The sequence below is a fragment of the Terriglobales bacterium genome (assembly GCA_035764005.1).
GTDB lineage: Bacteria > Acidobacteriota > Terriglobia > Terriglobales > Acidobacteriaceae > Gp1-AA112.
In genome coordinates this window covers 36,061-61,111 of sequence record DASTZZ010000052.1, presented here as the reverse complement: position 1 = coordinate 61,111, position 25,051 = coordinate 36,061, and the positions used below count along the sequence as shown (strand labels likewise).

Genomic DNA, 25,051 nt, shown 5'->3' with positions numbered 1-25,051 from the left:
ACTGTCCTACCCGCGGTGTGTCAGGCAATCGAATCGACCGCGGCGATCATTAGCAGCGCACCTGTCAGACCAAGATGACCGCACCTATTGTGGGTTCACGGCTGATGATCGACGCATCTTCGTTGAGTCACGGTAAACGATGACGGGCTGTTGCGCGTTTACTGCAACCGTAATCCTTCCGTTCTTTGCAGTCACAGCTGTCTTGTTCCGACGATCGGGGAAGAGCTCCGCTGCTTCGATGTGAGAAGCGTCCCATCCTCTCGGGAGTGGCGCCGATAATTCGCGCGCCTTGGTCGAATAGAAAGCGATTCGATCTTCGTCTAGGGGACAGAAGGTCGCGAGATCGCCGGCAACCTGAATATCATCGATAGTGACCGAATAGGTTTTCTCAGCCCAATCCATTTCCGCAGTTGCATTCCCCTCAAACGTAATCTTGGTTCGATCGCCATCACGCCGAAAAGCCGCAATATTCCGACCATGCAGTTTGAACCACGGAACCATCATCAGATAGTAGAGATCGGTGGTAGCGGGAAGATCGCTGGCTCCGCGGAAGGAGGCATGCGCGAATCCGTTGTAGAAGAGCATTTTCAATATTGCGTCTTTCATTCCGGTGAATCGTCCCGACTGGCCCCACACTGCGCTTTTCCGATAGATGGTCGGTAGCAACGGAATCGGCGATCCGCCGAATGGACACGGACTCGGTCCCGTCATGTACCAGAAAGAGCTGATCTTTCCGATCATCGGATAACGCAGCGCCTCTGAACTGACATCGACGCCGTGCTTTGCGAATTCTTCGAGAATGCTGTACCTGGCTTGCAGGTTCTTGTATCCACTAGCAGGATGAACCGGGTCCCAATCGTTGCGGATAGAGAAATACGAGAGCACGTCGACGTGCGTCGTCTCCGGAAGCTTGTAATGTTCGCAGGTATATCGAACTCTTTCGAGCGCCGCGTCCAGGTACTTTGCCATTCCGATGATGTAGGAGTTCTCGCCCGTCCAGTTACGGCTCTCCCAAAGCTGCCCATCGGGACGGCGTGCAATCCAGTCCGGATTCCAGGCCGGGCTGCTCCGGTACGCATCATCGTAATTATCTGAGAACGTTACGATGCAGTTATAACCTTTGGCACGTTCCATCAGGCGCATGAGGCCGTCGTATCCGCCGATGCGGCTGTTCACCTCCTGTACCGCCGGATACCCGCTGTCTTTGCCTCTATATTGCCAACCCCATAAATGTACGATTTGGGGCGCGTAGTCTATCAGCGTGGCCACCTGACGAATGATCCGATCGCAATCTTCGAATGTCGCGGTCGGTTTTTCAAAGAGAGGCTGATCGCAAAGAATGCCATACACAAACTTCTCGTCGTAGATATGTTTCGGAATCGGCGGCATTCTCTTTTGAACGAATTGCGCGCCGTCAAACCAGTCGGCGGACCCGTCTCCGTTCATGTCTCCAATGAAATCCAGGCGACAGGACGACGGTTGTTCTACCAGGAGGTTGGGCGTGTTCGCAGTGCCGCAGTTGAGCGGAGTTCCCGTGCCGGTATTCATGTCGTAACACAGGCCACCATTCACCCGATAACTCTTCGTTGTACCGAACGAGGCGTGACGGACTCCGTCAATCTCTCTAACTTCCAGTTGAGTTCCATCCATGTAGGATGTGACCTCTTGAACACAAACCGTTGTTCCATTTCCGAGCATAACGACGGGCAACGTCCCCGCCACCTTTCCCCAGAAACTGTTCGGTTTTAGTTCTCCAGGTTTTGCGTCGCGCAGCATCGCGAGGTTTCCTCCCGTGTCCCCGTGCGCTAGCCAGGCAGAACCGTCGTTCTCACTCACGCTAACCAATGAGGGCATGGCGACCTCGATGAGTTCGTAACCAGTGTGCTCCAGAACCTCGCTCATGCTGACCGTAACAGTCGAGCCGTGAAGTTGATAGCGAACGCTAAACGCGACGGCAGGCTCTTGCTGAACGTTTACAGTAAAGTGAAACTCGACTTCTGCGGCCTTACTTCGAACGGAATCAGCCTTCAGCGAAACCGTGGGGAATTGCCACGGAGTTTTTCGGCATACGGTCGCAGTCATCGGCTGTCCGAATCCCTCGCCGCGGAATCTACTCTTCAATGTGATTAGCCGGTATTCATAAGGCAGCCCATCTTCACCGTCGAGCACGATCTCCATTGTTTCCGATTTCAGCACGATCGGCTTCGCGGGAGACTTCCTCTCCGCCGACGCGATCTCGAGCGCATGAGCAACCAAATGCGGCGTTGCACACACGAGCGCGGTACCGCCGGCGATCCGAAGAAACGCGCGACGATCGAGTTGATCGTGTTTGTCCTGGTTCATTGATTCTCCGGAATTTGGCAATTATCGATTCCTGGGGGCAGTCTGTTGCATCGACGACAGGGAAGTCTTCCACTCCTCGTTCATGATCAGGAACGCCCCAAGCCCGTGAAAGTCATTTACATTGCGCTTGCGGCCGTAGTAGTAGGCGAGATCGCCAACGTTCGTACCTTCACAAATGTCGCTGATGTTCACCAGCCCATCCTCGCCCATAGAAACCTTGGACATGACTCCGCGATATCCACGCTCAGCTACCGCTTTGTATTTCTTGCTGACGTATCCACGTTTTACTGCAACGTCGATGATGTAGGTGTACATACTGGAACTCGATGTTTCCTGCCAGTTGTTCGGGTCCTGCGTTTTGTCGACGATCTGGTACCAGAGCCCTGTTTTCGGGTCCTGATATCTTGCGAAATCCTTCACCATTCGTTCAACGATCCGGATTAATTTTTTGCGGTTGGGGTGATCCTTTGGAAGCGCGTCGAGAATATCTACCGTCGCCATTCCGAACCAACCGATAGCGCGGCACCAGAAGTAAGAAGAATGGTGCGAGCCCGGCAGTGCCCACTTTTGCGTTCCGCTCTCGTCGTAAGCGTGATAAAGCAGGCCGCCCTTGGGATCCTTCAGGTGACTGTAGTAAACGAGGATCTGCTTCGTAGCTTCATCGTCAGCGTACTTGGCATCGTTCAGTGTCCGTCCGTACCGGACGAGGAAAGGCATACCCATGAAGATCCCATCTCCCCATAGCTGCCACTGCCGGCTCGGTACGGTTGCGTGCCAGAATCCTCCGTCTGTCGTCCGCGGATAATCGTCGAAGCGATGCCGGAATACTTCGAGAGCCTTCTTGTATTTCTCTTCGCCGGTTTCGTCGTAAAGAATGATGAGCAGATTGGCCGGCAGTACGTAGTCGAGCGCGTTGATTTCTCGGTCCAACTTTCCGTTTTCGTCAATATGAGTGTCAATCCACTGCTTGACATAACTTAGATAGCGAGGATCATGGGTCCGCTTGTAGACAAGGTACTGCCCAAACAGATACAAAGAACGCGCGTATCCCCATCCGCCGAACTTCGTCGCATCCGGGTAGCGCGCGAGAGTCGAGTCAACCAATGCCTTCGACCAGTCGCTCGGTATTTGACTAGATTGACTCGCGATCGAGCTGGCAGATTGAGCCTGTGACTCAAAGGTACTTACATTCAGGAATACAGTCGCGAGCAAAACAGCTAAGCAGGATTGTCGAGTCATGCTGGATTTGGACTTATTTCAACCAAGATCAGCGAACAAAAATGCCGAGACGCTGCGCTTGATCAAGAATTTTTCCTCTTCATTCATGGATTTGTCTCCGTGTCTGTCTTAACGGCGCTGACCGCTAGCGGAAATGCGCGCGCAGCAGCACAACGCCGTGACTGGGAACAAGAGTGGAGTACTCTTCCTTTTGAGCCGGGAGATCACTGTGTTTCCAGAGATCCCGCACCTTCAGCTTCTTGGGCGCCTGCTGAACGCCGACCTGCGTCCAGTTGAATGAGACTTCCGCATCGTTGTCGGCTCGATTAAACAGACCGATAGCCTTATCGCCGTTGGCAAGTTCGCGAACCCAAACTTCCTGGCCACCTGTTTGAGAAACACGCGTAGCCTGTTTTCCGGCCTTGTCCTGGTCAATTGCGATCACTTCGCGATCAGTCAGGATGTCGCGCGTGGCCGGTGTCATATTCCGAATGTCATTACCAGCCAGCAATGGCGCTGCCAGCAATGACCACAAACTCATATGCGTCTTGTATTCGGTGTCCGTCATGCCGCCGTTGCCCACCTCCAGCATGTCCGGATCGTTCCAATGTCCCGGGGAGGCGAATGGTGCAAGGTCCGCCTGGTTGAATCCAATCTTCGACATCGAATCCCAGGTGTCACGAATATCGCCTGTAGTGCGCCAGAGATTTCCGCCGACTGCAGGTCCCCATTTCCAGACATCGTTTCGTCCGTATTGACAAAGGCTGTAGATGATCGGGTGTCCGCTGGCGAGGAGCGCATCGCCCATCTTTTGGTAGACGGCTTGCATTTCCTCGTCACTGTAGAGGTTTCGGGCGCCGCACCAGTCGTATTTCAAGTAGTCAATGCCCCACTTCGCGTATGTCTTCGCGTCCTGCGCTTCGTGCGCGTAACTACCTTCGTATCCGGCGCAGGTGTTGGGTCCGGGCGAAGAATAGATACCGAGTTTCAGCCCTTTGCTGTGGACGTAATCCGCGAGAGCCTTCATGTCGGGAAACTTCCTGTTGCTCTCAATATTTCCTTCGGCGTCACGGCCGGCTTCCCATGTATCGTCAATATTGATGTACTGGTAGCCGGCATCCCGCATACCGCTGCTCACCATCGCATCGGCAATTTCGCGTACCACCTGGTCATCCACGCGGCTCTTGAAGTAGTTCCAACTGTTCCAGCCCATCGGCGGAGTTCTCGCCAGGCCGTTGTCGCGGACAGGATGGAGCGAGGGAGGATCGATACGGGGAGGCATAGCGCCCTCTCCAGCTTCCGTTCGATGTGCGACTAACTCGGTGAGAGGGGCATCGGGCCGCCGCCGAGTCGAAAGATGAAGTTCGTCGCCCACCAGCTTCCCCTCGTAAACGACATGACGTTCGTTTCTCCCGTCTTTCATGGTTCCGGTGATCGTGAAGTTATCGGAGTTTCCGGAACTCTCAGCGATTGTGTAGAAGAACTGCGTTACGCGAATGGAGCCGCTAATCCGATCACCCTCTTGCTTGAGGTTGAAATATGACTTCTGAACCGTCCCGTCGTTTCGTGGTGACTCAACCACCCAATTTCCAGTCACATCAGCCGCGAAACAGGAAGCTCCAAGAAGCAAAGAAAGAAATAGCTGTTTCATTAACTCAGTCCGCTCGTGAAAATTATTCTGTTGTTTCGACAGCAGACCGTGCGGGAAGCTCCAGCTTCTGTGGGGCGAAATTTGTAGGCACGATTCTGCAGGTTCAAACGCGACTGGCGCACCTTACACGATCGATCACCTCATTTCAATATAGAAAAATTTCAGTTCACATAGTGAAATATGTTTTAAGAGCGGACGCGTACGATGTTGGCGGCTGGTCCGCTGACCGCCGTAGAAGCCTTCGACAGGTCTCCACCATCGATCACAACCGCGGAGCCGTCGTTGCCCTCTGCCTGCAAGAAGACCTTGGCGGGCGTTAGCAGGCGAACCGAACTCAGAAGAACGTCGCGAGTGCCGATGAACCTGAGCACGGACTCCTCTTCTTTCGTCCCTTGCACGCTCAGGCCGTTGATGCCGGCATCCACGACGTGATCAAAAACGATCGCGGGTCTGGCTTCGGCGGCCGCTATCTCGAATCGCACGTTCTGCAACGATAGTGCACGCACATTTCGCGCAAAGAGCGCGTAAGACGGAAATATCCCGGCAGCATAGTATTCGCCAACTATCTTCGGAACGTCGCGAACGGCGGCTTCTTCCGCAGTGCCGCCGCCCGGAAAGACGAGGTGAACGTCATTGAGAGTGATTCGCTCAAGCGTGCCTTCCACCGCATTCAGCCCGATACAGGACTTGATCTCGCCTGGGTTATAGCGGCTCACGAATGTAACGTCCGGCAGAGGCTCGGGCACAACCACAGTCCCGTGGATTCCCGAGAACAAAATGTTCCGCACGATCCCCGGCTCCCGATTCTCTTCGCTGTCCTGAGAACCCTGTCGCCGAAATCCTGGTCCAATCTGAATCGAAATAGGGCCAGTTACATTCCGCATCACGATGTTGGAAAAGATCATGTTCTCAAAACGGGATCCCGGCCCGCAGCGCATCTTGATTGGGCAACCGTAGGTCTCGTTAATTACACAATTCGATACGACGATGTTCTCGGCAATCCCTCCTCCAAAACGGAACACTGACCATCGCGTACTGAATGTAGAGTTTGTAACCGTCACCCATTTGCAGCTTCCGAACAGTGCACATGCATCGTCCTGGCTCTGTACGTCACAGTTGTCCACATGAACGTACTCACAACTAATGAAGTGAAATCCGTCATTGTTATGGTTCACGCGGTTGTAGATATGCAAACCTTCGAACTTCGCATATGAGGACTGGATGACTCGAATCGAATGGAATGCGCTGGCTTTGAGAAAGATGTCACGAACCGCGAGATTCCTACACCGATAGAAAAGCAGATGGTACGGACGCTGAGCGCCGCCTCGGCCGGACGGCGGCGGAACACCACGCTCCGGGCTACGGAACTGTTCACCCTGGCCATCAATCGTGCCGTTTCCGTCAATCGTGATGTTCTCGGCTTCAACTGCGAATATCAGCCCAACGTTGCCATCTCCAAGCGTCGAATCACCACGCAGCGGGATCGCGTCTGCGGCGTAATACTGCTTCCCATCCGCGCTGCCGGTAATCTGCGCCGAAGCGGCAAGATGCAGCCTGACATTACTCTTCAACTGCACCGTACCGATAATGTAGCTCCCCGCAGGAACCAGCACGGTACCGCCCATCTCGCGATTACACGTATCAATCGCTTTCTGGAACGCCGCAGTGTCGAGGACCTTGCCGTCACCCTTGGCGCCAAAGTCGCGAACATTGTAGGTACGGGCGCCGGCTGTCTCATCATTGCCTGCGCTGGGAGTTTGAGCTTCTGCGCTCCGCAGACCCATCAATCCCGAGCCAATCGATGCGGCTGCAGCGGAGACCATCCACTTGCGACGCGAAACAGTGTTGTCATTCGATGAAGACATCGGGGCCTCTACGTTTTAAAATATGAAATCAATATTTTCTTGATTGAACTGTTCGATTCAGTTGTTATACCGTATTTGTCGTTTCATCGTATGTGCCGGACCCTTTCCCTAGTAATTCTTCCGCGGCCTTGTTCTCATCTTTATTCACCTACTTTTGTATCCACCAACCGACGGCGCTCCGTGCGCTTCAAGAGCTCACGTCGATTCATCAGACACACTCTTTCACTACGTTTGCCGGTCGGTCAGTGGAGGCCGTCTGCCACTCAGATCAGTCTGCCGGACCATCTTGTTTGCAAACCATGTTGTTTCGGAGGAAATTGGCAATGAGAAGCAATCAAGCGCAGGTCACACTGGGAGTCATGATGCTCCTACTGGGAACAGCCAGTCTAATAGCTCAAACTTCTTCCTGGGCCGTTTTGGGAACTGATAATCGTCTGCATTACGGAGCTGATGCGAACGGCAACCGAATCATGGATTTCTCCTCTGCGGGTTACGGCGGAGGGGGCGTTCAAATACCCAACGCTCCGGTCCGTGTCACGGTTGCTCCAACTGGAGCAGACGACACGGCTGCAATTCAATCCGCGATCGACAGCGTCTCGGCATTGCCGCTGGATAACAAAGGCTTCCGCGGTACAGTGCAGCTCGAAGCAGGGAATTACAACGTGAGCAGCACGCTCAACATTGCAGCAAGTGGAGTGATACTCCGCGGCTACGGCAGTGGCGATGGCGGGACTACTTTCACCATGACGGGTCCTCCGTTCTTATTCCTAAAAATTGCGGGTTCGGGCTCAGCGCAAGCCGTGGGCAGCTCGGCTTCCATCACCGACGCGTATGTCCCGGCAGGAGCCACTTCATTCGACGTGAATGACGCCTCAGGTTTCAGCGTCGGAGATACTGTGCTCATCAAGCGCATCGTGACCGCCGCCTGGATTCATTTCATGGGTATGGACACGCTCGTCCGCAGCGGTCAGCCGCAAACCTGGATCTCGCCCGGTACGAGCATCACGACCGACCGCGTGATCGCGGCGATAAATGGCAACCACATCACGCTCGATGTCCCGCTCACCGATAACCTTGACTCGCAGTTCGTGAATCCCCCGGGCGTAACCGTCACCAGGTACACCTTCCCGGGACGCATATCGCAGGTTGGAGCGGAGGGCTTTGCCGTCATCGCTCATCCACAGAACGTCGACATCACCAAGCCGCAATACAACGGTCTGAACATGAGCGCTGTCTTGAACGGATGGTTGCGCGACATCATCTTCAAGGACACCCAGAACACGATTACGGTCAGCGGCAACGTTAAGCAGGTGACTTTCGATCGGGTGAATGTTCAGCATACGGTTACTCACACCGGCGACGGTCCAGCAGACTTTGCGGTTAGCGGCACCCAGATTCTCGTGAACAAGTGTTCCGTTACGGGAAAGGGAGGCACTTGGGCGGCGGTGACGCAATCGCACGTCACAGGACCGGTGGTGCTGCTGAATTTCTTTGCCGACGATCGCGGCTTCGATCCGCATCAGCGATGGGCGACCGGTCTGTTGTGCGATAACTGCACGTTCAGCAACTCCCATACCGCCGATAAGGCGGGAGTTGCGTATTCCGATCGCGGCAATCTCGGGTCCGGCCAAGGTTGGGATGCAGGATGGAGTGTCGCTTGGAACGTGAACTCCACTACTTTTCTAATCCAGCAGCCGCCTGGAGCCAATAACTTCTGCATCGGATGCGTGGGGACGATCCTGACCGAGGCAGAACCGGGTAGATCGTCACCACCAGTTCCGAATGGGATCTACGATTCCTATGGCGTTCGAGTGAGGCCTTCGAGCTTGTACCTGGAGCAACTTTGTGAGCGCCTGGGACCGGACTCGGTAGCGAAGATTGGATACGGAGGAAGCTGCGCTCCTGGCGATTGGGCACAAGCTACTCAATGAATTTGCTCCGCTCTTCGGCGGAATGGAGACCACAAGTGCCCTCGTCCTTCGATGTACGCCACCATGCCGCAATAGAGACCGAGTAGCGGGATCTGTATTGTTCCGACTGCAAATCATTGCGTCGATCACGGCGTTTGATGCCGCTTCGCGTTTGCGTTGCAGCAATCCTCGGCAAAAAAAAAATGTGCAAATTTGGACGCCGGACTAGCGATAGTTATGCATTCTGCCGCTGGAGGATCTCCAGCACATCCTTGGGGTGTCGTGAGACATCCGCCGCCCACATTCCGAAACCGCCGTGTGTGTTCACGGCGGTCACCCACTCCGCAAGAAATTGCCGTTTCGTTTGTTGTTGCTGATCGTCTTGTCCCTTCACTTCAAGAATCAGCATTTTCCCATTGGTGAGCTTCACCAGATAATCCGGTCTGAATTTGTGAATCACACCTTTAAATGAATAGGTGATCTCAAAGTTGAGATGGTCGTTCTTCACCCACGCGCGCACGTTGTTGTTGCGATCGAGTTCGATCGCTTCGTTGGCCTCCCAACGGCTGTCGTAAACGCACATGTTTATGTGTGAGCGTTTGGTGTGTTCGCAGGCTTTGCCGGTATACCAGGGCAGCATGTCGCTCGTGGATCGGATGGGCACGACGACGCGCGGCGTCTTCACCAAACCAGACTCGATGGCATCATTGAGACCGAAGTCGCTCACGATCCAGCCGAACAGCGTTTCTTCTCCGCTCTTGCGACCCGTAGGAGCGAAAGGGGTCGCGGTCATGTCGTAGCACATGAGAATGCCTCGAGCGCTGTGGATGCGATCGAGTCCACCAACCCACTTCGTGGCTTCTTTTAACTCATCCTTCGAAATGCCCGCGATCTTCACTTTTGGTGGTACACGCCAGGCGTGATGCGCTTCATCATTGATGACGAGAATGTTCTCCGCAGTCGCCATCTCCCCTAGAACTTCGCGAACGTAAGCCTCGTCGCTGAGAGCCCCGCGCTTATCGACGCTACGACGTTTGGCTATTTGTTCGTCGCTCTCCCAATCCAGCTTGTGCCAATTACGAACAAGCACGCGGCAGCTTTGCCCTTGCCGCAGCTTGTCTTCGAGACCCGGAGGTACGATTTGGAATTCAGCATAGTAATTTCCGGAGCTGCCGGGGACGAGCACTTCCAACCGATTCCTCACCGTCAGGCCGGGCGCAATCACGAGAATGTTTTTCGAGAAGCGCTTGTCCTGCGGATAGGTGACCTTTTCAGCACCTGCCAGGCGATCAGCATCGACATCAGGATGGTTTTTCCTGATCCGGTTGCCATCTTGGCGCAGAGGCGAGTAAATGGCCCACCGTCGCCGGGAATCTTGATGCCAACGCGCTCGGACTCAGGCGATTCGGCGAGCCACATGAGCGTTTCGATCGCCTCAAGCTGACAAAAGAAGAATCGACGGAAGCTCTCGCGCTGCTCGCGATCGCGCCAGTGCTTCAGTAAGCGCTTTGTAATGCCGGTCGCGCCGGGATAGTCGGCCTCGCGCCACGCTTTCACGCGTGGACCAATTTGGTTGACGAGCGGCAGCTCGATGAATTCGCCGGGATCGTCAAAGGACTTCGACGCTTCCGAAGCACGTACATAACCAGCGGGACGGCGCCCCGGCTCGCGCGTAAACCTGCGCGTCTCGCGATCGTATTTCCAATGCTCGGTCGGCTCCTCGTACGGAGAAGTAATGATGAGCTGATCGATCGTCGCACTTGCTGCTGACGTGGCCGTAGTCATCCGCTGATGAGCCTTAATTCTCAAACAACTTTGTCATCCTGAGCCAAGGAGCGAAGCGACGCCGGCGAAGGACCTTGTGTTTGCTTTTGCCGTTGCTTTTGCTTTTGCAAAAAACAACCGCAACCCCAACCGCAAGGTGCTTCGGCATTCGCCTCAGCATGACAAAGTTTTATTTAGTTCACGTCTACTTATTTAGTTCACGTTTTTTTATTTAACTACACACACTTTGTTTTATTTAACTCACGCTTTGTCATCCTGAGCCAAGGAGCGAAGCGACGCCGGCGAAGGACCTTGTGTTTGCTTTTGCGGTTGCATTTGCCTTTGGTTTTGTTGTTGCCTCGCTCTGCCCTCATACGGCGGAATCGGCACAACAAAGTCGAGCCCGTATTTCTCTTCCCACTCCGCCATCAGATCGCGCCATTTCGGATTAATCGTCTCTACCAAAGCATTCTTCTTCGCCCGCGTCCATCCCTTGATCTCCTTCTCCCGGCGAATGCAGAGATGGACATCGGCGAACTCCTCGTAATATACGAGTCGAAAAGCGCGATACTGCGCAGTAAAGCTGCGCTTGTCCTCCCGCGACCGATGCTCATTCACGCGATCAATCACGCAGTTCGTCATGCCGGTGTAAAGCGCTCGACGAGAACTGCTGTTCAGCATGTAAACGAAAAAGCGATAGTCGCGCATAAAAACCAAAACCAAGCCCAACGGCAACAGCGACCACAACTGCAACCACAACTGCAACCGCAACCGCAACTGCAACTGCAACCACAAGGTGCTTCGGCATTCGCCTCAGCATGACAAAGTTTTATTTAGTTCACGCCTTTTTATTTAACTCACGCTTTGTCATCCTGAGCCAAGGAGCGAAGCGACGCCGGCGAAGGACCTTGTGTTTGCTTTTGACGTTGGTTTTGCTTTTGCTCTTGCTCCTGCAAAACCAACAACACCTCAGCACGGTTATTTAATTTCCACCACCTTCAAACTCTCAATGCCGCGATCGTCGATCACCTTCACCGCAATGCGCTTGTAATCTCCAGCTTCGAACGGCAACGACACGGTCTTGCGATATTGCTCGATCAGCTCGGGATCGATTTCAGCCTTTAAGTTCCGCGCCAACTTAGCCCAGCCCTCGTCGTCTGCTGCCATGGGAAAGAACACCTGCCGAGGATAGAGGCTGCGCCCGTCGTAATCGGTGTCGAGCAGCCACATGGCAATCTTCGAAGTGTCGCCGGAATCGATCGTGCCAGTGCGCGTGTTGTAGTAGTCGAAGCCGTGTACTTCCACTTCCCATTTGCCTTTTTGCTCGCCGCTGTTGATCGGTCGCAGTTCCACATCGGGACGTCCGACGAACCAGAAGCCCTGATTGCTGGCGCGCTTCTTCTTGAGGTCTTCGGTGAGCAGGTCGGCATTCATCTGCGCCGTAAGGAAAGTCATGCCGGTTTTTTCTTTCGTCAGCTCGTCGATGTCCTTGGCGGCTTCAGGATCGAACTCGAAGGCGGCAAAGACGATGATTGCCGGTTTGGGAATCAGCGTACGCGCCTCTTCCCACGCAAGCTCCACCTGACGTTGTTCGAGCAGGCTGTACGCCGGCCCGAAGGAGATCACGACGCGCTCAGGTTTCGCTCCTTTGGTTTCAGCATCGGCATGGAGCCAGCGCGTGTACCTCTGATGTTTAGGAGAACGAATGAGTTAATCACAGATTCGCGCGTTAGGAAACATCAGGATCGTTGCGATTCTTTTGAAGATTCAAGAGATCAAGATTCCAGAGAAGAGAAGTTGCAGGCGGCGGCAGCTCTCGATTTCTCGGTTGGCGGTCTGGGATTGGAGAGAGAATGGATGCCGGAGGATTTCAGACATGGCACAAGATGTTTCGAAAGGTCCGTCGTCGGAGCGCAGCACAGGTCAGGGAAACCAGAAACTCAACTTCCGTTGTGCCGACGTTGGCGCTAAGGATTGCACTTGGCAGACGAGCGGGAGCAGCGAAAGCGAGATCCTGAAACAAGCGGAACAGCATGCTCGCCAGGCTCACAACATGACCATGGACGAGAACACGCGGAATAAAGTGCGGTCGGCGATTCGTCCACAGGCGGCGTAAAGAAGCCGCGAAGCCGCGGAGTTACGAAGCTTCGGAGCTTAACGGCAACAGCAAGAGCAACGGCAAAACCAGCAAGACCGTCTTCAGCCTCCAGACGCCCCATCTGCAGTGGGGCGTTTTGCTTGTGGGGGAAGAAACGGCTCTTCGCAAAGGCAACAATAAAACAAAGCTTCCGGCTATCCGCCATGGGCTTGCCAAAACAACTCAAGAATCGAGCCGCCAATCCATGTTAATTAACGAACCGTTCTCACGTCTCGAACGTATATGGCGGGGAGAGCTGCTAGCTACTAGCTGCCAGCCAAAGCAACGACAGGAAACCGGCATTCAGCAGTCGGCAATCAGCATTCCCTGAGTCCCGGTAGGTGTCACACTCTTTTATTCATGTCACGGAAGGCATCGAGACGTGTCGTCCCTCTAAGACTCGAATCATTTGAGCTCTCTACCCAGGAATTCGTCCTGGGCTTTCACATTTCGTGCCTCCGGCACTTGGGCGCTGCGGCAGCCAGCAAATCGGCTAAAGCGCCGCGGAAAAAGTGGGGGCGCACAGTCACAATTTGTGACAGACTTTCGCTGCTCTTTCCGCTGTTACCGGCGTCGGCTCGGCAGAAAATGGCTGCAAACCGCTGATGGGAATGCAGTTGGACTCATTTTCCCGGACATCGCTGTTTTTTCGCTGGTCCGCGGGCAAAATTTGCAGATTTTGGGCGGAATTCGATGATTTTGCGTTTTCGTTCTTTCGAATTCGCTGTAAATTTCGCTGTTCGGCGAACAAGCTGCCAACTGCTGGCCGCTAGCTACTGGCGCAGACAACGGCAACGGGAAAGAAGTTACCGGCGGTCGGTACCGGCTGCCGGTCAACCATATCGCTGACCTTTGCGATTGTCCGTTCGCTTTTCGCGAGTCGAACCGGCCTGATGATCGTCTTTGACAAAGCCGGGAGGCTCGTCTAGTTTCCTGTACATTCAAAAAATGAAAACGGTTTCAGTTAAAGGGTGTGAATGGGGGATCTGAAGAAACTGCGCGAGGAGGTGCTGGAGGCGAATCTTGACCTGGTTCGTCAGGGGCTGGTGCTGTACACGTTTGGGAATGTGAGCGGCGTCTCTCGCGAGGATGGCGTGGTGGTGATCAAGCCCAGCGGGGTGCCGTATGAGAAGCTGCGTCCGGAGGACCTGGTCGCGACCGATCTCAAGGGGAAGGTGCTGGGGGGAACGCTGCGGCCGTCTTCCGATTTACCGACGCATATCATCTTGTACAATGCTTTTCCCGGTATTGGCGGGGTGGCGCATTCGCATTCGGCGTATGCGACTTCGTGGGCCCAGGCGCGGCGTCCGATTCCGTGCTTTGGCACGACCCATGCCGATTATTTCCACGGCGCGGTACCCGTTACCGAGTCGATGACCGAGAGTGACATCTCGGCCAATTACGAGGAAAATACCGGACATACGATCGTAAAAACATTCAGGGGCATTGACCATGAATCAATCCCCGCCGTTCTCGTGGCAAATCATGGTCCTTTTGCGTGGGGGCCTGACGCAAAATCCGCAGCTCACAATGCCGTGATTGTGGAAGCCGTGGCGCGTATGGCCTATTTCACAATCGGCATCAATCCCGATGCGCAATCCATCGGCCGCGGGCTGCACGACAAGCACTTCTTCAGAAAACACGGACGCCATGCCTACTATGGGCAGGTACGCAATTCGAACGAAGGACAATAAATGAACCCAATTCCGGCGATGTTTGTCGCTGAGCGATTGGTGCGCCTGTCGGGTGTCGATCTGGCCATCATCGCGATTTACTTCCTGCTGGTCCTGGTCATCGGCTTTTACCTGAAGCGCTTCGCCAACACCGGCGAAGACTTCTTCCTTGCCGGACGCGAGATGACGTCGTGGGTCGCAGGATTGGCGTTCGTCTCCGCAAACCTCGGCTCGCTGGAACTGCTGGGCTGGGCCGGATCGGCGTACCAATACGGGATCATGGCGGCGCACTGGTACTGGATCGGCGCCATTCCCGCTATGGTCTTCCTGGGATTGGTGATGATGCCGTTCTACTACATCTCCAAGACCCACTCCGTGCCGGGATATCTGCAATTGCGTTACGGCTCTGCTGCCAGTGGATTGAGCGCGATTACGTTCGCCTTCATGACCATTCTCATGTCGGGCGTAAATATGTACGCCATGGCCGTGGTCATGAAAGTAGTTCTGGGTTGGGACATTCACTTCAGCATTTGGGTTTCGTCATTGACCGTAGGCATTTACGTTGCGGCCGGTGGATTGTTCTCCGCAATCTTCAACGAAGTTCTACAGTTTTTCCTGATCTGGTTCGGCGCATTGCTGATTCCTATTTTGGGATTAGTCGAGAGCGGTGGATGGGCGGGCATGGTGGCGCGTATCCATCAGAACTTCCCAGGACAGAATTTCACCCACATGTGGGGACCGATGGGGTCGCCTGCCAATAATCCCATGGGCATTTCCTGGATCGGCATTGTCTTCGGACTGGGGGCGGTGCAATCGATGGGCTACTGGACGACCGATTTTCTGGTTGTTCAGCGCGTGCTTTCCGCGAAAGACATTCGTTCAGCGAAGATGGCTCCCATTATCGGTTCGTTTTTCAAGATGGCGGTGCCGTTGATCGTCATTGTTCCTGGATTGCTTGGCCGCGCGGTGTTGCCCATGCACCTGGTTCCTGCGAGTGCTGTGCAGGCGGGGCAGTACAGCTATAACGAAGTGCTTCCGCTCATGCTCGCGCGCTATTGCGGACCGGGTCTTCTCGGATTGGGAATCACCGCGTTGGTTGCTGGTTTCATGGCGGGAATGGCGGGCAACGTGAGCGCGTTCGCTACGGTTTGGACGTATGACATCTACCGTCCATTCCTTAACAAGACTGCCCCCGATCAACACTATGTTTCGATGGGACGTTGGTGCACGATCATTGGCCTCATCATAAGTATCGGCACCGCCTATCTGGTGATGGGTTTCGCCAGCATCATGGATTACGTTCAGGCGCTGTTCGGATTTTTCATTGCGCCACTCTTCGGGACCGTGCTGTTGGGCATGTTGTGGAAGAGGGTCACGGCTGCGGCTGGATTTTGGGGATTGCTGGCGGGAACAGTCTCGTCGGTCACCATGTTCTGCCTTATGAAGTTCGATCCGACCCACTGGGTACGCGTCTTTGCACTATCACCTTTGGCTCAGGCCTTAGCGCAGGACATGTATCAGGCGCTATGGTCTTGTGTGACGTGCGTTGTTGTGACTGTATTGGTGACTTTGGTGACAAAACCGAAACCCGACGAGTCACTCCGCGGACTGGTGTACAGCCTTACAGAAAAAGCGCACGAGGAGCATGTGAGCATGCTGCACCGTCCTTTCGTCTGGGGCATGGTCGCGCTGGCTGTGCTCGTAATTCTGCAAATCATTTTCTGGTGAGAATATGGCGACGGAAAAACATCGCATCATTCCGGTCTGGTTTTTTGTGGGACTCCTCCTCTTTATTTATGGAGTGCTCATCTTGGTTAGCGGGCTTACAGAATGGTCTCATCCTCCCGACACAGTGCTCTCGAATTTGCACGCGGCTGTCTGGTGGGGCGCGCTGCTCATTGTTCTGGGTGGCATCTACTGTCTGATGTTCCGTCCGAAGGACAACACCTAAGTCAGTACCGCCCGCGGTAGCGGGTGGGTGAGTGACTGACCCGTCTGCTACCGCAGACGGTACTGACCGCACGGGGCTCACTGATGTCCATCGTAGCTGGAGTCGATTTTGGAACACTGAGTGTCCGCGTGTCGCTGGTAGATAGCGAGCGCGGATTACTCGACTCGGCAATTGCCGAATATCCGCTGCACCGCCGCCGCGACGATCCCGAATACGCGACGCAATCGCACGAGGATCATCTGCGCGCCCTGGCTTCAGCGATGCGCGATGTGCTGAAGAAAGCCGGCGTTTCTGGGGATCAGGTTGCAGCCATCGCGCTCGACACCACGGGCTCCTCCGTCATTCCTGTCGATAAAAACATGCAGCCCCTCGGTGAGTACTACTTGTGGTGCGACCATCGCGCCAAAGGCGAAGCCGAGGAGATCACCAATGCTGCGCACCGCGAAAAGCTGAAGGCAATTGAGTGGTGCGGCGGCGTCTACTCGTCGGAGTGGGGATTCTCAAAGCTCCTGCACTGGCTGCGCCACAATCCTGACAAGCGCGCGCAGTTCGCTTCCGCATTCGAGCATTGCGACATGATCGCCGCCACGCTGTGCGGCATTACCGATCCAGCCAAGGTCAAGCGCAGCATCTGTGCCATGGGTCACAAGTGGCTGTGGAATGCCGATTTGGGAGGACTGCCGCCGGAAGAGTTTCTCGTAAAAGTCGATCCGCTGCTCGCCGGAGTCCGCGGAAAACTGCAGGGCGAGTACGCTACTTCCGATCAGATCGAGGGCAAGCTCTCGCCGCACTGGGCAGAGAAGCTGGGTCTCAAAGCAGGAATTCCCATTCCGGTCGGGGCCTTCGACGCGCACTGGGATGCCATTGGCGCGGGATGCCGCACTGACGACATGGTGAACGTGGTCGGCACATCTACCTGCATCATCGGCATCACGCCATCGGTGAATTTGGTACCCGGAGTTTGCGGAGTTGTGCAGGGTAGCGTCCATCCCGGTCGGACTGGCATTGAAGCGGGGCTGTCTGCTGTTGGCGATATTTTCAATGCAATTGCAACCCGGGCGGGCACAGATGTCGCCACGCTCACCAAAGGACTAGAGAGTTATCGCGCCGGACAGACTGGTCTGCTCCGCCTCACGTGGGACAACGGAGATCGCACCGTCCTGGTGAATCCCAATCTTCGCGGTATCACGCTGGGCTGGAACCTGCAAAGCACGGCGGCAGACGAATTGTTTGCTGCGATTGAAGGCACAGCCTTCCACACGCGCGTGATCCTTGATCGTATGGCAAAGCACGGCGTAATGATCAAGCGTGTAATCAATGCCGGCGGCATTCCGCAGAAGAATGATGTGCTGAATCGCGTGTATGCAAACGTTCTCGGACGGCCCGTCCTAGTGCCGGCGAAGTCGGTTGTGAGCCTCGGCTCTGCTATCTTTGCGTTTCTCGCTGCTGGGACGTTCAAGACAGTGGAGGAGGCGCAGGATAAAATCTGTCCGCCGAACAAAGTATTTGAACCCGATCGCAGCGAGCAGCCCTTTTACGAGCGTCTGTACAAGGTCTACAGCAGACTTTATTTCGACTTCGGACAACGCAGCGGCGTCTTCGGCGACGTGCTGCCGGCGCTGATCGAAGTCGCAGCTTCGCAGTCCAAAGCAGAACCGAAACGCAGTTCAGCCACTACGGAGAGCGCAAACTAATGCCAGTCTTTTTCAAAACAACTTTCGGGATGTTACTTTGCTTAACTATGTGCGCCGCTACCCTGGAAGCAAAGACCAGCGTCATAAAAAAGCCATTCGGCAAAATGCCCGACGGCACTCAGATCGATGCCTATACCCTCAGTGAAGGCAAGATTGAGGCGCGCATCATTACTTATGGCGGAATCGTGGTGTCGCTCAAAACTCCGGATAAGTCAGGAAAAGTGGATGACATCGTTCTCGGCTTCGACACTCTCGACGAATATGTGAAAGTGAGCAACGCCCCGGGAAATCCATTCTTCGGAGCGCTGATTGGCCGCTATGCTAACCGCATTGCCAACGCGGAATTCAAGCTAGAAGGTAAGGAGTACCACGTTCCAGCGAACGACGGGAAGAACTCGCTGCATGGCGGTCCACATGGATTCAACAATCAGGTGTGGAAAGGCAAAGAGATCCCCAACGGCGTCGAGCTTACCTACCTGAGCAAGGACGGCGAAGCCGGCTATCCTGGCAATCTCTCGGTCACAGTGCGCTACACGCTGAGCAACTCGGCGCTCCACATCGATTACTCTGCGACGACCGATAAACCGACTGTACTGAACCTGACCAACCACTCATATTTCAATCTCGCCGGACAAGGCAATGGCGACATTCTCAATCACGAGTTAACGCTACATGCTTCCAAGTTCACGCCTGTCGATTCCACGCTCATTCCGACCGGAGAGCTTCGCCCAGTTGCGAATACGCCATTTGATTTTTTGAAACCTCATCGTGTAGGCGAGCGCATCAATGTTGATGACGAGCAACTGAAGATTGCCAAGGGATACGACCACAATTGGGTCATCGACTCTCAAGGTGCAGGCAAACTCACCACCGCTGCCGAAGTTTATGAGCCGACCACCGGTCGCGTGCTGCGCGTATCGACCACACAGCCCGGCGTCCAGTTCTACACCGGCAACTTTCTTGATGGAACGTTAAAGGGGAAAGGCGGAAAAACATACGTTCATCGTGGCGGACTTTGCCTGGAAACGCAGCACTTTCCGGATTCGCCGAATCACCCGAAGTTCCCGACGACGGAGCTTAAGCCGGGACAGCGATTCCACCAGGTGACCGTGTTTAGCTTCTCGACGCGGTGAATCCGAAGAAGTTTCAGAATCGGCCAGGGATGCACATGAGAAGTCCCGAAGCGGATCCTGCTGGTCTTGAAGGACGAGTCTTAGCGGATCCCTACGCCCGGCCTGCGCCACACGATCTGCAGCTTTTCGGCTTCGACGATCTTCTGGATTTGTCCGCGGGCGTAGTTGGACCACGCGCCTACTGGGTCCATCTTCACATAGGCGCGCCAGTGGGGAAGGGCTTTGCGCGACCGGCGCAGGCGTTCGTAGGCTAGCGCGAGATTGTAGTGAGCGTCGGCGTAACTGGGTGAGATCAGGATTGCGGTGCGATATGCTTCGACCGCTTCGTTAAGCCGTCCGGTTTCGTCGAGGACATTGCCGAGATCGAAATAAGCGAGCGCGTAGCGGGAATCGATCTCGATCGCACGGCGGTAATGGCGTTCGGCTTCGCGGTAGTTCTGCTGGTTGTAGTAGATCGTTCCCAAATTGATACAGGCGGCCGCGTGTTTGGGATTGAGTTCGAGCACTCGCTTGTACATCTCGAGCGCTTCCTGCTGCCGCTCTGGGCTTTCCTCCATCGCGACTGCAGCGACAAACAGATCAGCAGGATTCTCCACCAGGCGTGGCTGATTAATCCGTGCTTCGACCAGTTTGGGACGATCGAAATCGAGGAGAAATTGTCCGGCCAATGGATCGAGTTCGTGTCCTTGATGCCGGAACGTCAGGCGCGATCCGTGCGAGGAGATACCAGCCTCAAGGAGAGGATTCTCCATGCCGGAAACCTGGCGCTGCATAGCGTCGATCGATGCGCGAATCGTACCCGGACGAACTTTCTTGGCGCGCAGCTCGCTCAATTTTTTGATTTGAAGAAGGTCGTAAAAGGAATAGCTTTCCGCTGCTGCGATCAGCCCCGCCCGCTCCCATCCTGCTAACTGGCGCGGAGTGATGCGCAAGATACGAAGCACTTCAGCTCGAAGATATCGTTCCACGTCTCTGGTCGATTCGCCTCTTTGGGGTTGGTCTCACGTTGCGTCTCGAGTTGACGGTTCGCCTTCTTTTCACTCGAATTATCGACGCGCTGAAGACGAATATCAAGTGGAAAATCAGCCAGTTACCAAGAAAGTATGAGGAAAAGTCGGGCGAAATTGATCGGCGAGGCGGGAACGGCAAGATTGAACACGGAGGACACGGAGGGAACGAAGGGCTTGTGGTTACTTTCCTCCGCTCCCTCCACCGCCTCCGTGTTCGATCGACTACTAGAACGCGCTGGTGTTCAGCGTGATTGAAGCTATGCAAAGCGATGCTAGAATCCGAGCATCTTCCCCTCTATGTTGTCTTTTGGAATCGCGAACAAACTGCGCAAGATTGTCGGATCCGACGCCGTACTTGATCGTCCGGAGGACCTCATGCTCTATGAGTACGACGGCTCCTTGGCGCGCGGCGCGCCCCGCTACGTGGTGTTTCCGCAAAGTACGCAACACGTCTCCGAAATCGTAAAGCTGGCGAATCGTGAAGGTCTGACCATCGTTCCGCGTGGAGCAGGCACTGGCCTGAGCGGTGGATCGATTGCCCGCAAAGGCGGAATCATCCTGGCCTTCGCGCGCATGAATCGCATTCTCGAGATTGATGTTCCAAACCTGCGAGCCACTGTGCAGCCGGGAGTCGTGAACCTTGAGCTCAGCAACGCTCTCATGCCGCATGGATTCTACTTCGCTCCTGATCCATCGAGTCAGAAGGCATGCACGATCGGCGGAAACGTTGCCGAGAACTCGGGAGGGCCGCACACTCTTGCGCTTGGCGTAACGGTCAATCACATCATGGGACTTGAGGTTGTGCTCCCCGATGGGCGCATTGCGCAGCTCGGCGGCAAAGCTGCAGCCGCACCTGGATATGACCTCACCGGATTCTTTGTGGGTTCCGAAGGTACGCTCGGCATTGCGACGGCGATAACTGTGAAAATCACGCGATTGCCGGAAGCAGTCGCGACTTTGCTCGCCATCTACAACGATGTCCAGGATGCGGCGAATACGGTCGTAGCTCTCACCAGCGAAGGAATTACTCCTGCAGCGATCGAAATGCTCGATGGCTGGACGCTGCGCGCTGTCGAAGCCGCAGTTCATGCCGGGTATCCACTTGATTCCGCCGCGGTGCTGCTGATCGAACTCGAGGGTCTGCGCGAAGTCGTGGATGAGCAGGCAGAGACTGTTTCAGAACTCTGTCGCAGGAGTGGCGCACGTGAAGTGAAGCGCGCGAGAGACGACAATGAACGCCAGCTCCTGTGGAAGGGACGCAAGACCGCATTCGGCGCGATCGGACGCATCTCGCCTTCATACTACGTTCAGGATGGTGTGATTCCGCGGACGCGCATTCCCGAAACGCTGCGCAAGATCGAAGAGGTTGGCAAAAAATATTCCCTGACCATCGGAAATATCTTTCATGCAGGCGATGGCAACCTGCATCCGCTGATTCTTTTCGATGCTCGCAACGAAGAGGAAACGCGGCGCACTCTCGAGGCTGGACGCGAGATTCTCGAATTCTGCATCGGCGTTGGAGGGTCGATCACGGGCGAACATGGAGTCGGGATGGAGAAGCAGGATCTGATGTGCACGCTCTTCAGCGACTCCGAACGTGAAGTGATGCATCGCCTGCGCAATGCCTTCAATCCCGATTCGGTACTCAATCCGCAGAAGATCCTCCCTGGAGTGCGCACCTGCCGCGAGGCCGTCGCTCCCGGTCACTCTAGTGTCGAAGCTCCTGTTCTCGCGAGTGCGGAGCAGCGGTGACTCAGGCGACGGGAACCCAGGGGGATATCGCATCGCGCCTCGAGCGGCTGCTCGGCGCCGATGCCGTCATTGGTGATCCTGAACGCTTGCAGAAGTACTCGATTGATGGCGGCGCTCCCGAAACGGTCCTCCTGCCCAATTGCCCCGAGCACATTGCGGCTGCGCTCAGAGTCGCTAACGAAGAGAACTGGTCGGTGGTTCCATTCGGCGGCGGTACGCGACAGCACGTCGGCCGCTCGGTGGAAGGAGTAGATGTTGTTATTTCCACCGAGCGCCTCAACCGAATCGAGGCGTACGATCCCGGAGACCTGACGATTTCACTGCAGGCTGGCGCAACCGTTTCTCACGTTACGGCAGAATGCGCGCATCACCGGCAGCTTCTGCCGATCGAGAGCTTTCCCGGCTCGACCATCGGTGGAGCTTTAGCGACTGCATCCTCCGGTCCGCTGCGCGCTGGCTTCGGAGGCTTGCGCGACTTCTGCATCGGTATCAGCTTCATCACCGCTGACGGCCTCAGCGGACGCGGCGGCGGACGTGTAGTGAAAAATGTCGCCGGCTACGATCTCATGAAGCTGATGATCGGCAGCTACGGCACCTTAGGCGTAATCACGTCCGCAAATTTCAAGCTCTTCCCATCTCCTCAGCAGACGCTTACGTGCGTGTGCCAATTTGAAACGCTGGGCGAGGCATTCAAGTTTCGTGATTGGCTGCTGAAATCTCCGCTTTCGCCGATCTCCGTGGAGTTCATCGGACCGGAAGCAGCCGAGTACCTGCACGATTCCCAGCCGCGCGATCCTGATGAATGGGCGCCCGACGCCAGAGTCACGAGCGAAAAACGCATTTGGGAAATCGCCGTGCGATTCGCGGGTAGCGACCGCGCGCTGGCCCGCTCTCGATCGGAGTTAGGTTTCCAAGTCGCTCGAGAAATCAGCGAAAAACATGAAGTCGATTTCTGGAACCGGCTCACTGGCTTCGAGCAGCGCCTGACCAGCCGACATCACAATCCAATGATCTTCGAGTTCGAAGTACCACCGGCTGAATCGGAAAAGGCGATCGCTGCGACATATGAGTCCGCGAGCGAGTACAACTTCGTGGCTGCAATCGTCGGGAGAGCGACGATGGGATCGTTTGTCGTTGGATTCATCCCGCTGGCGATCGATCCGCCTGCAGTCACGCAGTTCGCCGGCGCGGCTTCGGCTTTTCGCGGGCGACTTTCAAAAGATTCCTCCGCGGTTGTAGTCCGCTGCCCTAGAGAGGCGAAGCAGCACTTCGATGTCTGGGGTTCAACTCCCACCGATACTGCTCTCATGCAAGAAGTGAAGCGCGCGCTTGATCCCAAAGGCATACTGAATCGAGGACGCTTTCTCGTCGGATGACACCCTATACCAACATCGAAACAGAGCAGACCGCTGTCACCGGGCACACCCTGCAGATGGGCCAATCGAACTTCGCCGGAACTGATCGCCCCACCTGGGACCTTTATGCGACGTGCGTCCACTGCGGTCTGTGCCTGAATCACTGCCCGACCTATCGCGTGCTCGGCATGGAAATGGACTCGCCGCGCGGACGCATCTACCAAGTGCTCCAGGTCGATTCCGGACGGCTTGCGATCGGCGACTCGTTCGTCACCCATATCGACCGCTGCCTCGACTGTCGCGCCTGCGAGACTGCCTGCCCATCTGGCGTGCAATACGGACACATCGTCGAACGCGCCCGCGCGCAGATCGAGCAGCATTACAAGCGACCGTGGCTCACGCGTCAATTGCGCGCGTTCTTCTATCGTCATGTGCTCGGGAATCCGCAACGGCTCAGCGCCATCGCCAAACTGTTGCGCTTTTATCAGCGCTCAGGCTTGCAGACTCTGGCGCGATCTTCCGGACTGCTTCGGCTGCTGGGCGTGGCAAAGCTGGAGCAGTTGCAGCCGAAGATCGACGACAAGTTTTTCTTTGACCAAATCGGGAAAATATTCCCTGCGGAGGGAGAGCGCCGCGCGACCGTCGCCCTTCACGCCGGATGCATCGCCAGCGTTGCCTTCTCTGCTCTGAACGACGCTACTATTCGCGTGCTTAGAAAGAACGGCGTTGAAGTCTGGGTCCCCAAGAACCAGAACTGCTGTGGCGCTCTTCACGCCCATGCAGGCTACCGCGACGAAGCACGAAAGCTTGCGCACCAGAACATCGCGGCAATGCTCGATGACCGCTTCGATGCCATCGTGACCAATGCCGCCGGCTGCGGCTCGACGCTGAAAGAATATGGCGATCTACTACGTGAAGACGCGAAGCGCGATCACGCCGAGAAGTTCGCAAAAAAGGTGAAAGATATAACCGAGTTTCTGGACGAGCTCGGTCTACGTCCGCCCGCCCGGAAGCTAAACATCCGCGCGACCTACCAGGACCCATGCCATCTCGCCCATGGACAGCGCATTCGCAATGCGCCACGGCAACTCTTGCGTGCCATTGGCCTTGAGCTCGAAGAGATGCCACACTCCGATCAATGCTGCGGTAGTGCCGGCAGCTACAACGTCACGCAGAACGATCTGTCGATGAAAATTCTCGACGCAAAGATAAGCGACATCGGCTGCACATCTGCCGAACTCGTTGTCACCGCAAACGTCGGCTGTATGCTGCAACTGCGTGCCGGAATGGAACGCATGGGCCGCTCTGTTCCCGTTAAGCACGTGGTTGGAGTGCTCGACGAGTGTTATTGATGACTGATCAAGGCTCGTTTGGATTTCGCGCCTGGCGCAGCTCATACGCATTTGTTCGCTCACCTCTTAGCCACTGTCATCCCTCGCGCAGCCGCAAGGCTGATGGGAATCTCCATAATTTGCTTTCGCTGCGCGGGGGATCTGCTGTTTCAAACTGGCCGAAACAGCAGATCCCCCCGCTCCGCAAAAACAAAGCTTCCTGGAACCAGTGCGCGTTGCTGCGGAGCGAGGGATGACAGTCGT

Annotated in this window: 19 protein-coding genes; 10 read left to right on the top strand and 9 right to left on the bottom strand. The window is 55.5% G+C overall.

What is annotated here, in order from left to right; genetic code table 11:
- Positions 1-84: 84 nt before the first annotated feature.
- The 4 genes from VFU50_07735 to VFU50_07720 all read right to left on the bottom strand — a co-directional run bounded on the left by VFU50_07735 (position 85) and on the right by VFU50_07720 (position 7,077).
- On the bottom strand, positions 85-2,343 hold the full coding sequence (locus VFU50_07735) for an endo-alpha-N-acetylgalactosaminidase family protein (protein ID HEU5232732.1): 2,259 nt from the start codon (positions 2,341-2,343) through the stop codon (positions 85-87).
- A gap of 21 nt (positions 2,344-2,364) precedes the next feature.
- Complete coding sequence (locus VFU50_07730; GenBank protein ID HEU5232731.1) at positions 2,365-3,447, bottom strand: glycoside hydrolase family 88 protein; 1,083 nt, start codon at positions 3,445-3,447, stop codon at positions 2,365-2,367.
- A gap of 259 nt (positions 3,448-3,706) precedes the next feature.
- Positions 3,707-5,212, bottom strand: a complete 1,506-nt coding sequence (locus tag VFU50_07725) for a glycoside hydrolase family 27 protein (GenBank protein ID HEU5232730.1) — start codon at positions 5,210-5,212, stop codon at positions 3,707-3,709.
- Between the two features lie 185 nt (positions 5,213-5,397).
- A complete protein-coding gene (locus VFU50_07720; protein ID HEU5232729.1) occupies positions 5,398-7,077 on the bottom strand; it encodes a glycosyl hydrolase family 28 protein in 1,680 nt (559 codons plus the stop codon).
- 323 nt (positions 7,078-7,400) lie between these two features.
- Between VFU50_07720 and VFU50_07715 the strand changes: the two genes are divergently transcribed.
- Positions 7,401-9,008 carry a hypothetical protein gene (locus VFU50_07715; GenBank protein HEU5232728.1) on the top strand — a complete coding sequence of 536 codons (1,608 nt, stop codon included), beginning with the start codon at positions 7,401-7,403 and terminating at the stop codon, positions 9,006-9,008.
- Between the two features lie 214 nt (positions 9,009-9,222).
- On the opposite strand, the gene VFU50_07710 is transcribed toward VFU50_07715, so the two are convergent.
- The 4 genes from VFU50_07710 to VFU50_07695 form a co-directional block, all read right to left on the bottom strand.
- Positions 9,223-10,179, bottom strand: coding sequence for a hypothetical protein (locus tag VFU50_07710; GenBank protein HEU5232727.1), 957 nt, complete (start codon positions 10,177-10,179; stop codon positions 9,223-9,225).
- 29 nt (positions 10,180-10,208) lie between these two features.
- Entirely contained in the window at positions 10,209-10,772 is a 564-nt protein-coding gene (locus VFU50_07705; GenBank protein HEU5232726.1) for a hypothetical protein, read from the bottom strand.
- 240 nt (positions 10,773-11,012) lie between these two features.
- The gene (locus VFU50_07700) at positions 11,013-11,459 is read right to left on the bottom strand and encodes a GIY-YIG nuclease family protein (GenBank protein ID HEU5232725.1); all 447 of its coding nucleotides are present in this window, start codon (positions 11,457-11,459) and stop codon (positions 11,013-11,015) included.
- 270 nt (positions 11,460-11,729) lie between these two features.
- The gene (locus VFU50_07695) at positions 11,730-12,377 is read right to left on the bottom strand and encodes a hypothetical protein (GenBank protein ID HEU5232724.1); all 648 of its coding nucleotides are present in this window, start codon (positions 12,375-12,377) and stop codon (positions 11,730-11,732) included.
- 250 nt (positions 12,378-12,627) lie between these two features.
- Between VFU50_07695 and VFU50_07690 the strand changes: the two genes are divergently transcribed.
- From VFU50_07690 to VFU50_07665, 6 genes are all read left to right on the top strand, one after another.
- A complete protein-coding gene (locus VFU50_07690; GenBank protein ID HEU5232723.1) occupies positions 12,628-12,867 on the top strand; it encodes a DUF1059 domain-containing protein in 240 nt (79 codons plus the stop codon).
- A 998-nt stretch (positions 12,868-13,865) separates the two neighbouring features.
- Entirely contained in the window at positions 13,866-14,582 is a 717-nt protein-coding gene (locus tag VFU50_07685; protein ID HEU5232722.1) for an L-ribulose-5-phosphate 4-epimerase, read from the top strand.
- Positions 14,583-16,289, top strand: a complete 1,707-nt coding sequence (locus VFU50_07680; GenBank protein ID HEU5232721.1) for a sodium:solute symporter family protein — start codon at positions 14,583-14,585, stop codon at positions 16,287-16,289.
- A gap of 4 nt (positions 16,290-16,293) precedes the next feature.
- Positions 16,294-16,512, top strand: coding sequence for a hypothetical protein (locus VFU50_07675; protein ID HEU5232720.1), 219 nt, complete (start codon positions 16,294-16,296; stop codon positions 16,510-16,512).
- Between the two features lie 83 nt (positions 16,513-16,595).
- On the top strand, positions 16,596-18,206 hold the full coding sequence (locus tag VFU50_07670) for a ribulokinase (protein ID HEU5232719.1): 1,611 nt from the start codon (positions 16,596-16,598) through the stop codon (positions 18,204-18,206).
- Positions 18,207-18,253: 47 nt separating this feature from the next.
- On the top strand, positions 18,254-19,339 hold the full coding sequence (locus VFU50_07665; GenBank protein ID HEU5232718.1) for an aldose epimerase family protein: 1,086 nt from the start codon (positions 18,254-18,256) through the stop codon (positions 19,337-19,339).
- A gap of 80 nt (positions 19,340-19,419) precedes the next feature.
- On the opposite strand, the gene VFU50_07660 is transcribed toward VFU50_07665, so the two are convergent.
- Entirely contained in the window at positions 19,420-20,283 is an 864-nt protein-coding gene (locus tag VFU50_07660) for a tetratricopeptide repeat protein (GenBank protein HEU5232717.1), read from the bottom strand.
- Positions 20,284-20,646: 363 nt separating this feature from the next.
- Between VFU50_07660 and VFU50_07655 the strand changes: the two genes are divergently transcribed.
- The 3 genes from VFU50_07655 to VFU50_07645 are packed head-to-tail and all read left to right on the top strand — an operon-like array spanning position 20,647 to position 24,808.
- Positions 20,647-22,101 carry an FAD-linked oxidase C-terminal domain-containing protein gene (locus tag VFU50_07655; protein HEU5232716.1) on the top strand — a complete coding sequence of 485 codons (1,455 nt, stop codon included), beginning with the start codon at positions 20,647-20,649 and terminating at the stop codon, positions 22,099-22,101.
- Positions 22,098-23,477 carry an FAD-binding oxidoreductase gene (locus VFU50_07650; GenBank protein ID HEU5232715.1) on the top strand — a complete coding sequence of 460 codons (1,380 nt, stop codon included), beginning with the start codon at positions 22,098-22,100 and terminating at the stop codon, positions 23,475-23,477. The genes VFU50_07655 and VFU50_07650 overlap by 4 nt, the downstream gene beginning before the upstream one ends.
- Positions 23,474-24,808: a heterodisulfide reductase-related iron-sulfur binding cluster gene (locus VFU50_07645; GenBank protein HEU5232714.1), complete on the top strand. Its 1,335-nt coding sequence runs from the start codon at positions 23,474-23,476 to the stop codon at positions 24,806-24,808. Before VFU50_07650 ends, VFU50_07645 begins: the two co-directional genes overlap by 4 nt.
- Positions 24,809-25,051: the final 243 nt, after the last annotated feature.

Bases quoted from the DNA above. Each gene is read 5' to 3' on its own strand.
- VFU50_07720 (HEU5232729.1), bottom strand. From the start codon at position 7,077: ATGTCTTCATCGAATGACAACACTGTTTCGCGTCGCAAGTGGATGGTC.
- VFU50_07675 (HEU5232720.1), top strand. From the start codon at position 16,294: ATGGCGACGGAAAAACATCGCATCATTCCGGTCTGGTTTTTTGTGGGA.
- VFU50_07735 (HEU5232732.1), bottom strand. From the start codon at position 2,343: ATGAACCAGGACAAACACGATCAACTCGATCGTCGCGCGTTTCTTCGG.
- VFU50_07655 (HEU5232716.1), top strand. From the start codon at position 20,647: ATGTTGTCTTTTGGAATCGCGAACAAACTGCGCAAGATTGTCGGATCC.
- VFU50_07665 (HEU5232718.1), top strand. From the start codon at position 18,254: ATGTGCGCCGCTACCCTGGAAGCAAAGACCAGCGTCATAAAAAAGCCA.
- VFU50_07700 (HEU5232725.1), bottom strand. From the start codon at position 11,459: ATGCGCGACTATCGCTTTTTCGTTTACATGCTGAACAGCAGTTCTCGT.
- VFU50_07670 (HEU5232719.1), top strand. From the start codon at position 16,596: ATGTCCATCGTAGCTGGAGTCGATTTTGGAACACTGAGTGTCCGCGTG.
- VFU50_07715 (HEU5232728.1), top strand. From the start codon at position 7,401: ATGAGAAGCAATCAAGCGCAGGTCACACTGGGAGTCATGATGCTCCTA.
- VFU50_07645 (HEU5232714.1), top strand. From the start codon at position 23,474: ATGACACCCTATACCAACATCGAAACAGAGCAGACCGCTGTCACCGGG.
- VFU50_07685 (HEU5232722.1), top strand. From the start codon at position 13,866: ATGGGGGATCTGAAGAAACTGCGCGAGGAGGTGCTGGAGGCGAATCTT.
- VFU50_07680 (HEU5232721.1), top strand. From the start codon at position 14,583: ATGAACCCAATTCCGGCGATGTTTGTCGCTGAGCGATTGGTGCGCCTG.
- VFU50_07690 (HEU5232723.1), top strand. From the start codon at position 12,628: ATGGCACAAGATGTTTCGAAAGGTCCGTCGTCGGAGCGCAGCACAGGT.
- VFU50_07725 (HEU5232730.1), bottom strand. From the start codon at position 5,212: ATGAAACAGCTATTTCTTTCTTTGCTTCTTGGAGCTTCCTGTTTCGCG.
- VFU50_07705 (HEU5232726.1), bottom strand. From the start codon at position 10,772: ATGACTACGGCCACGTCAGCAGCAAGTGCGACGATCGATCAGCTCATC.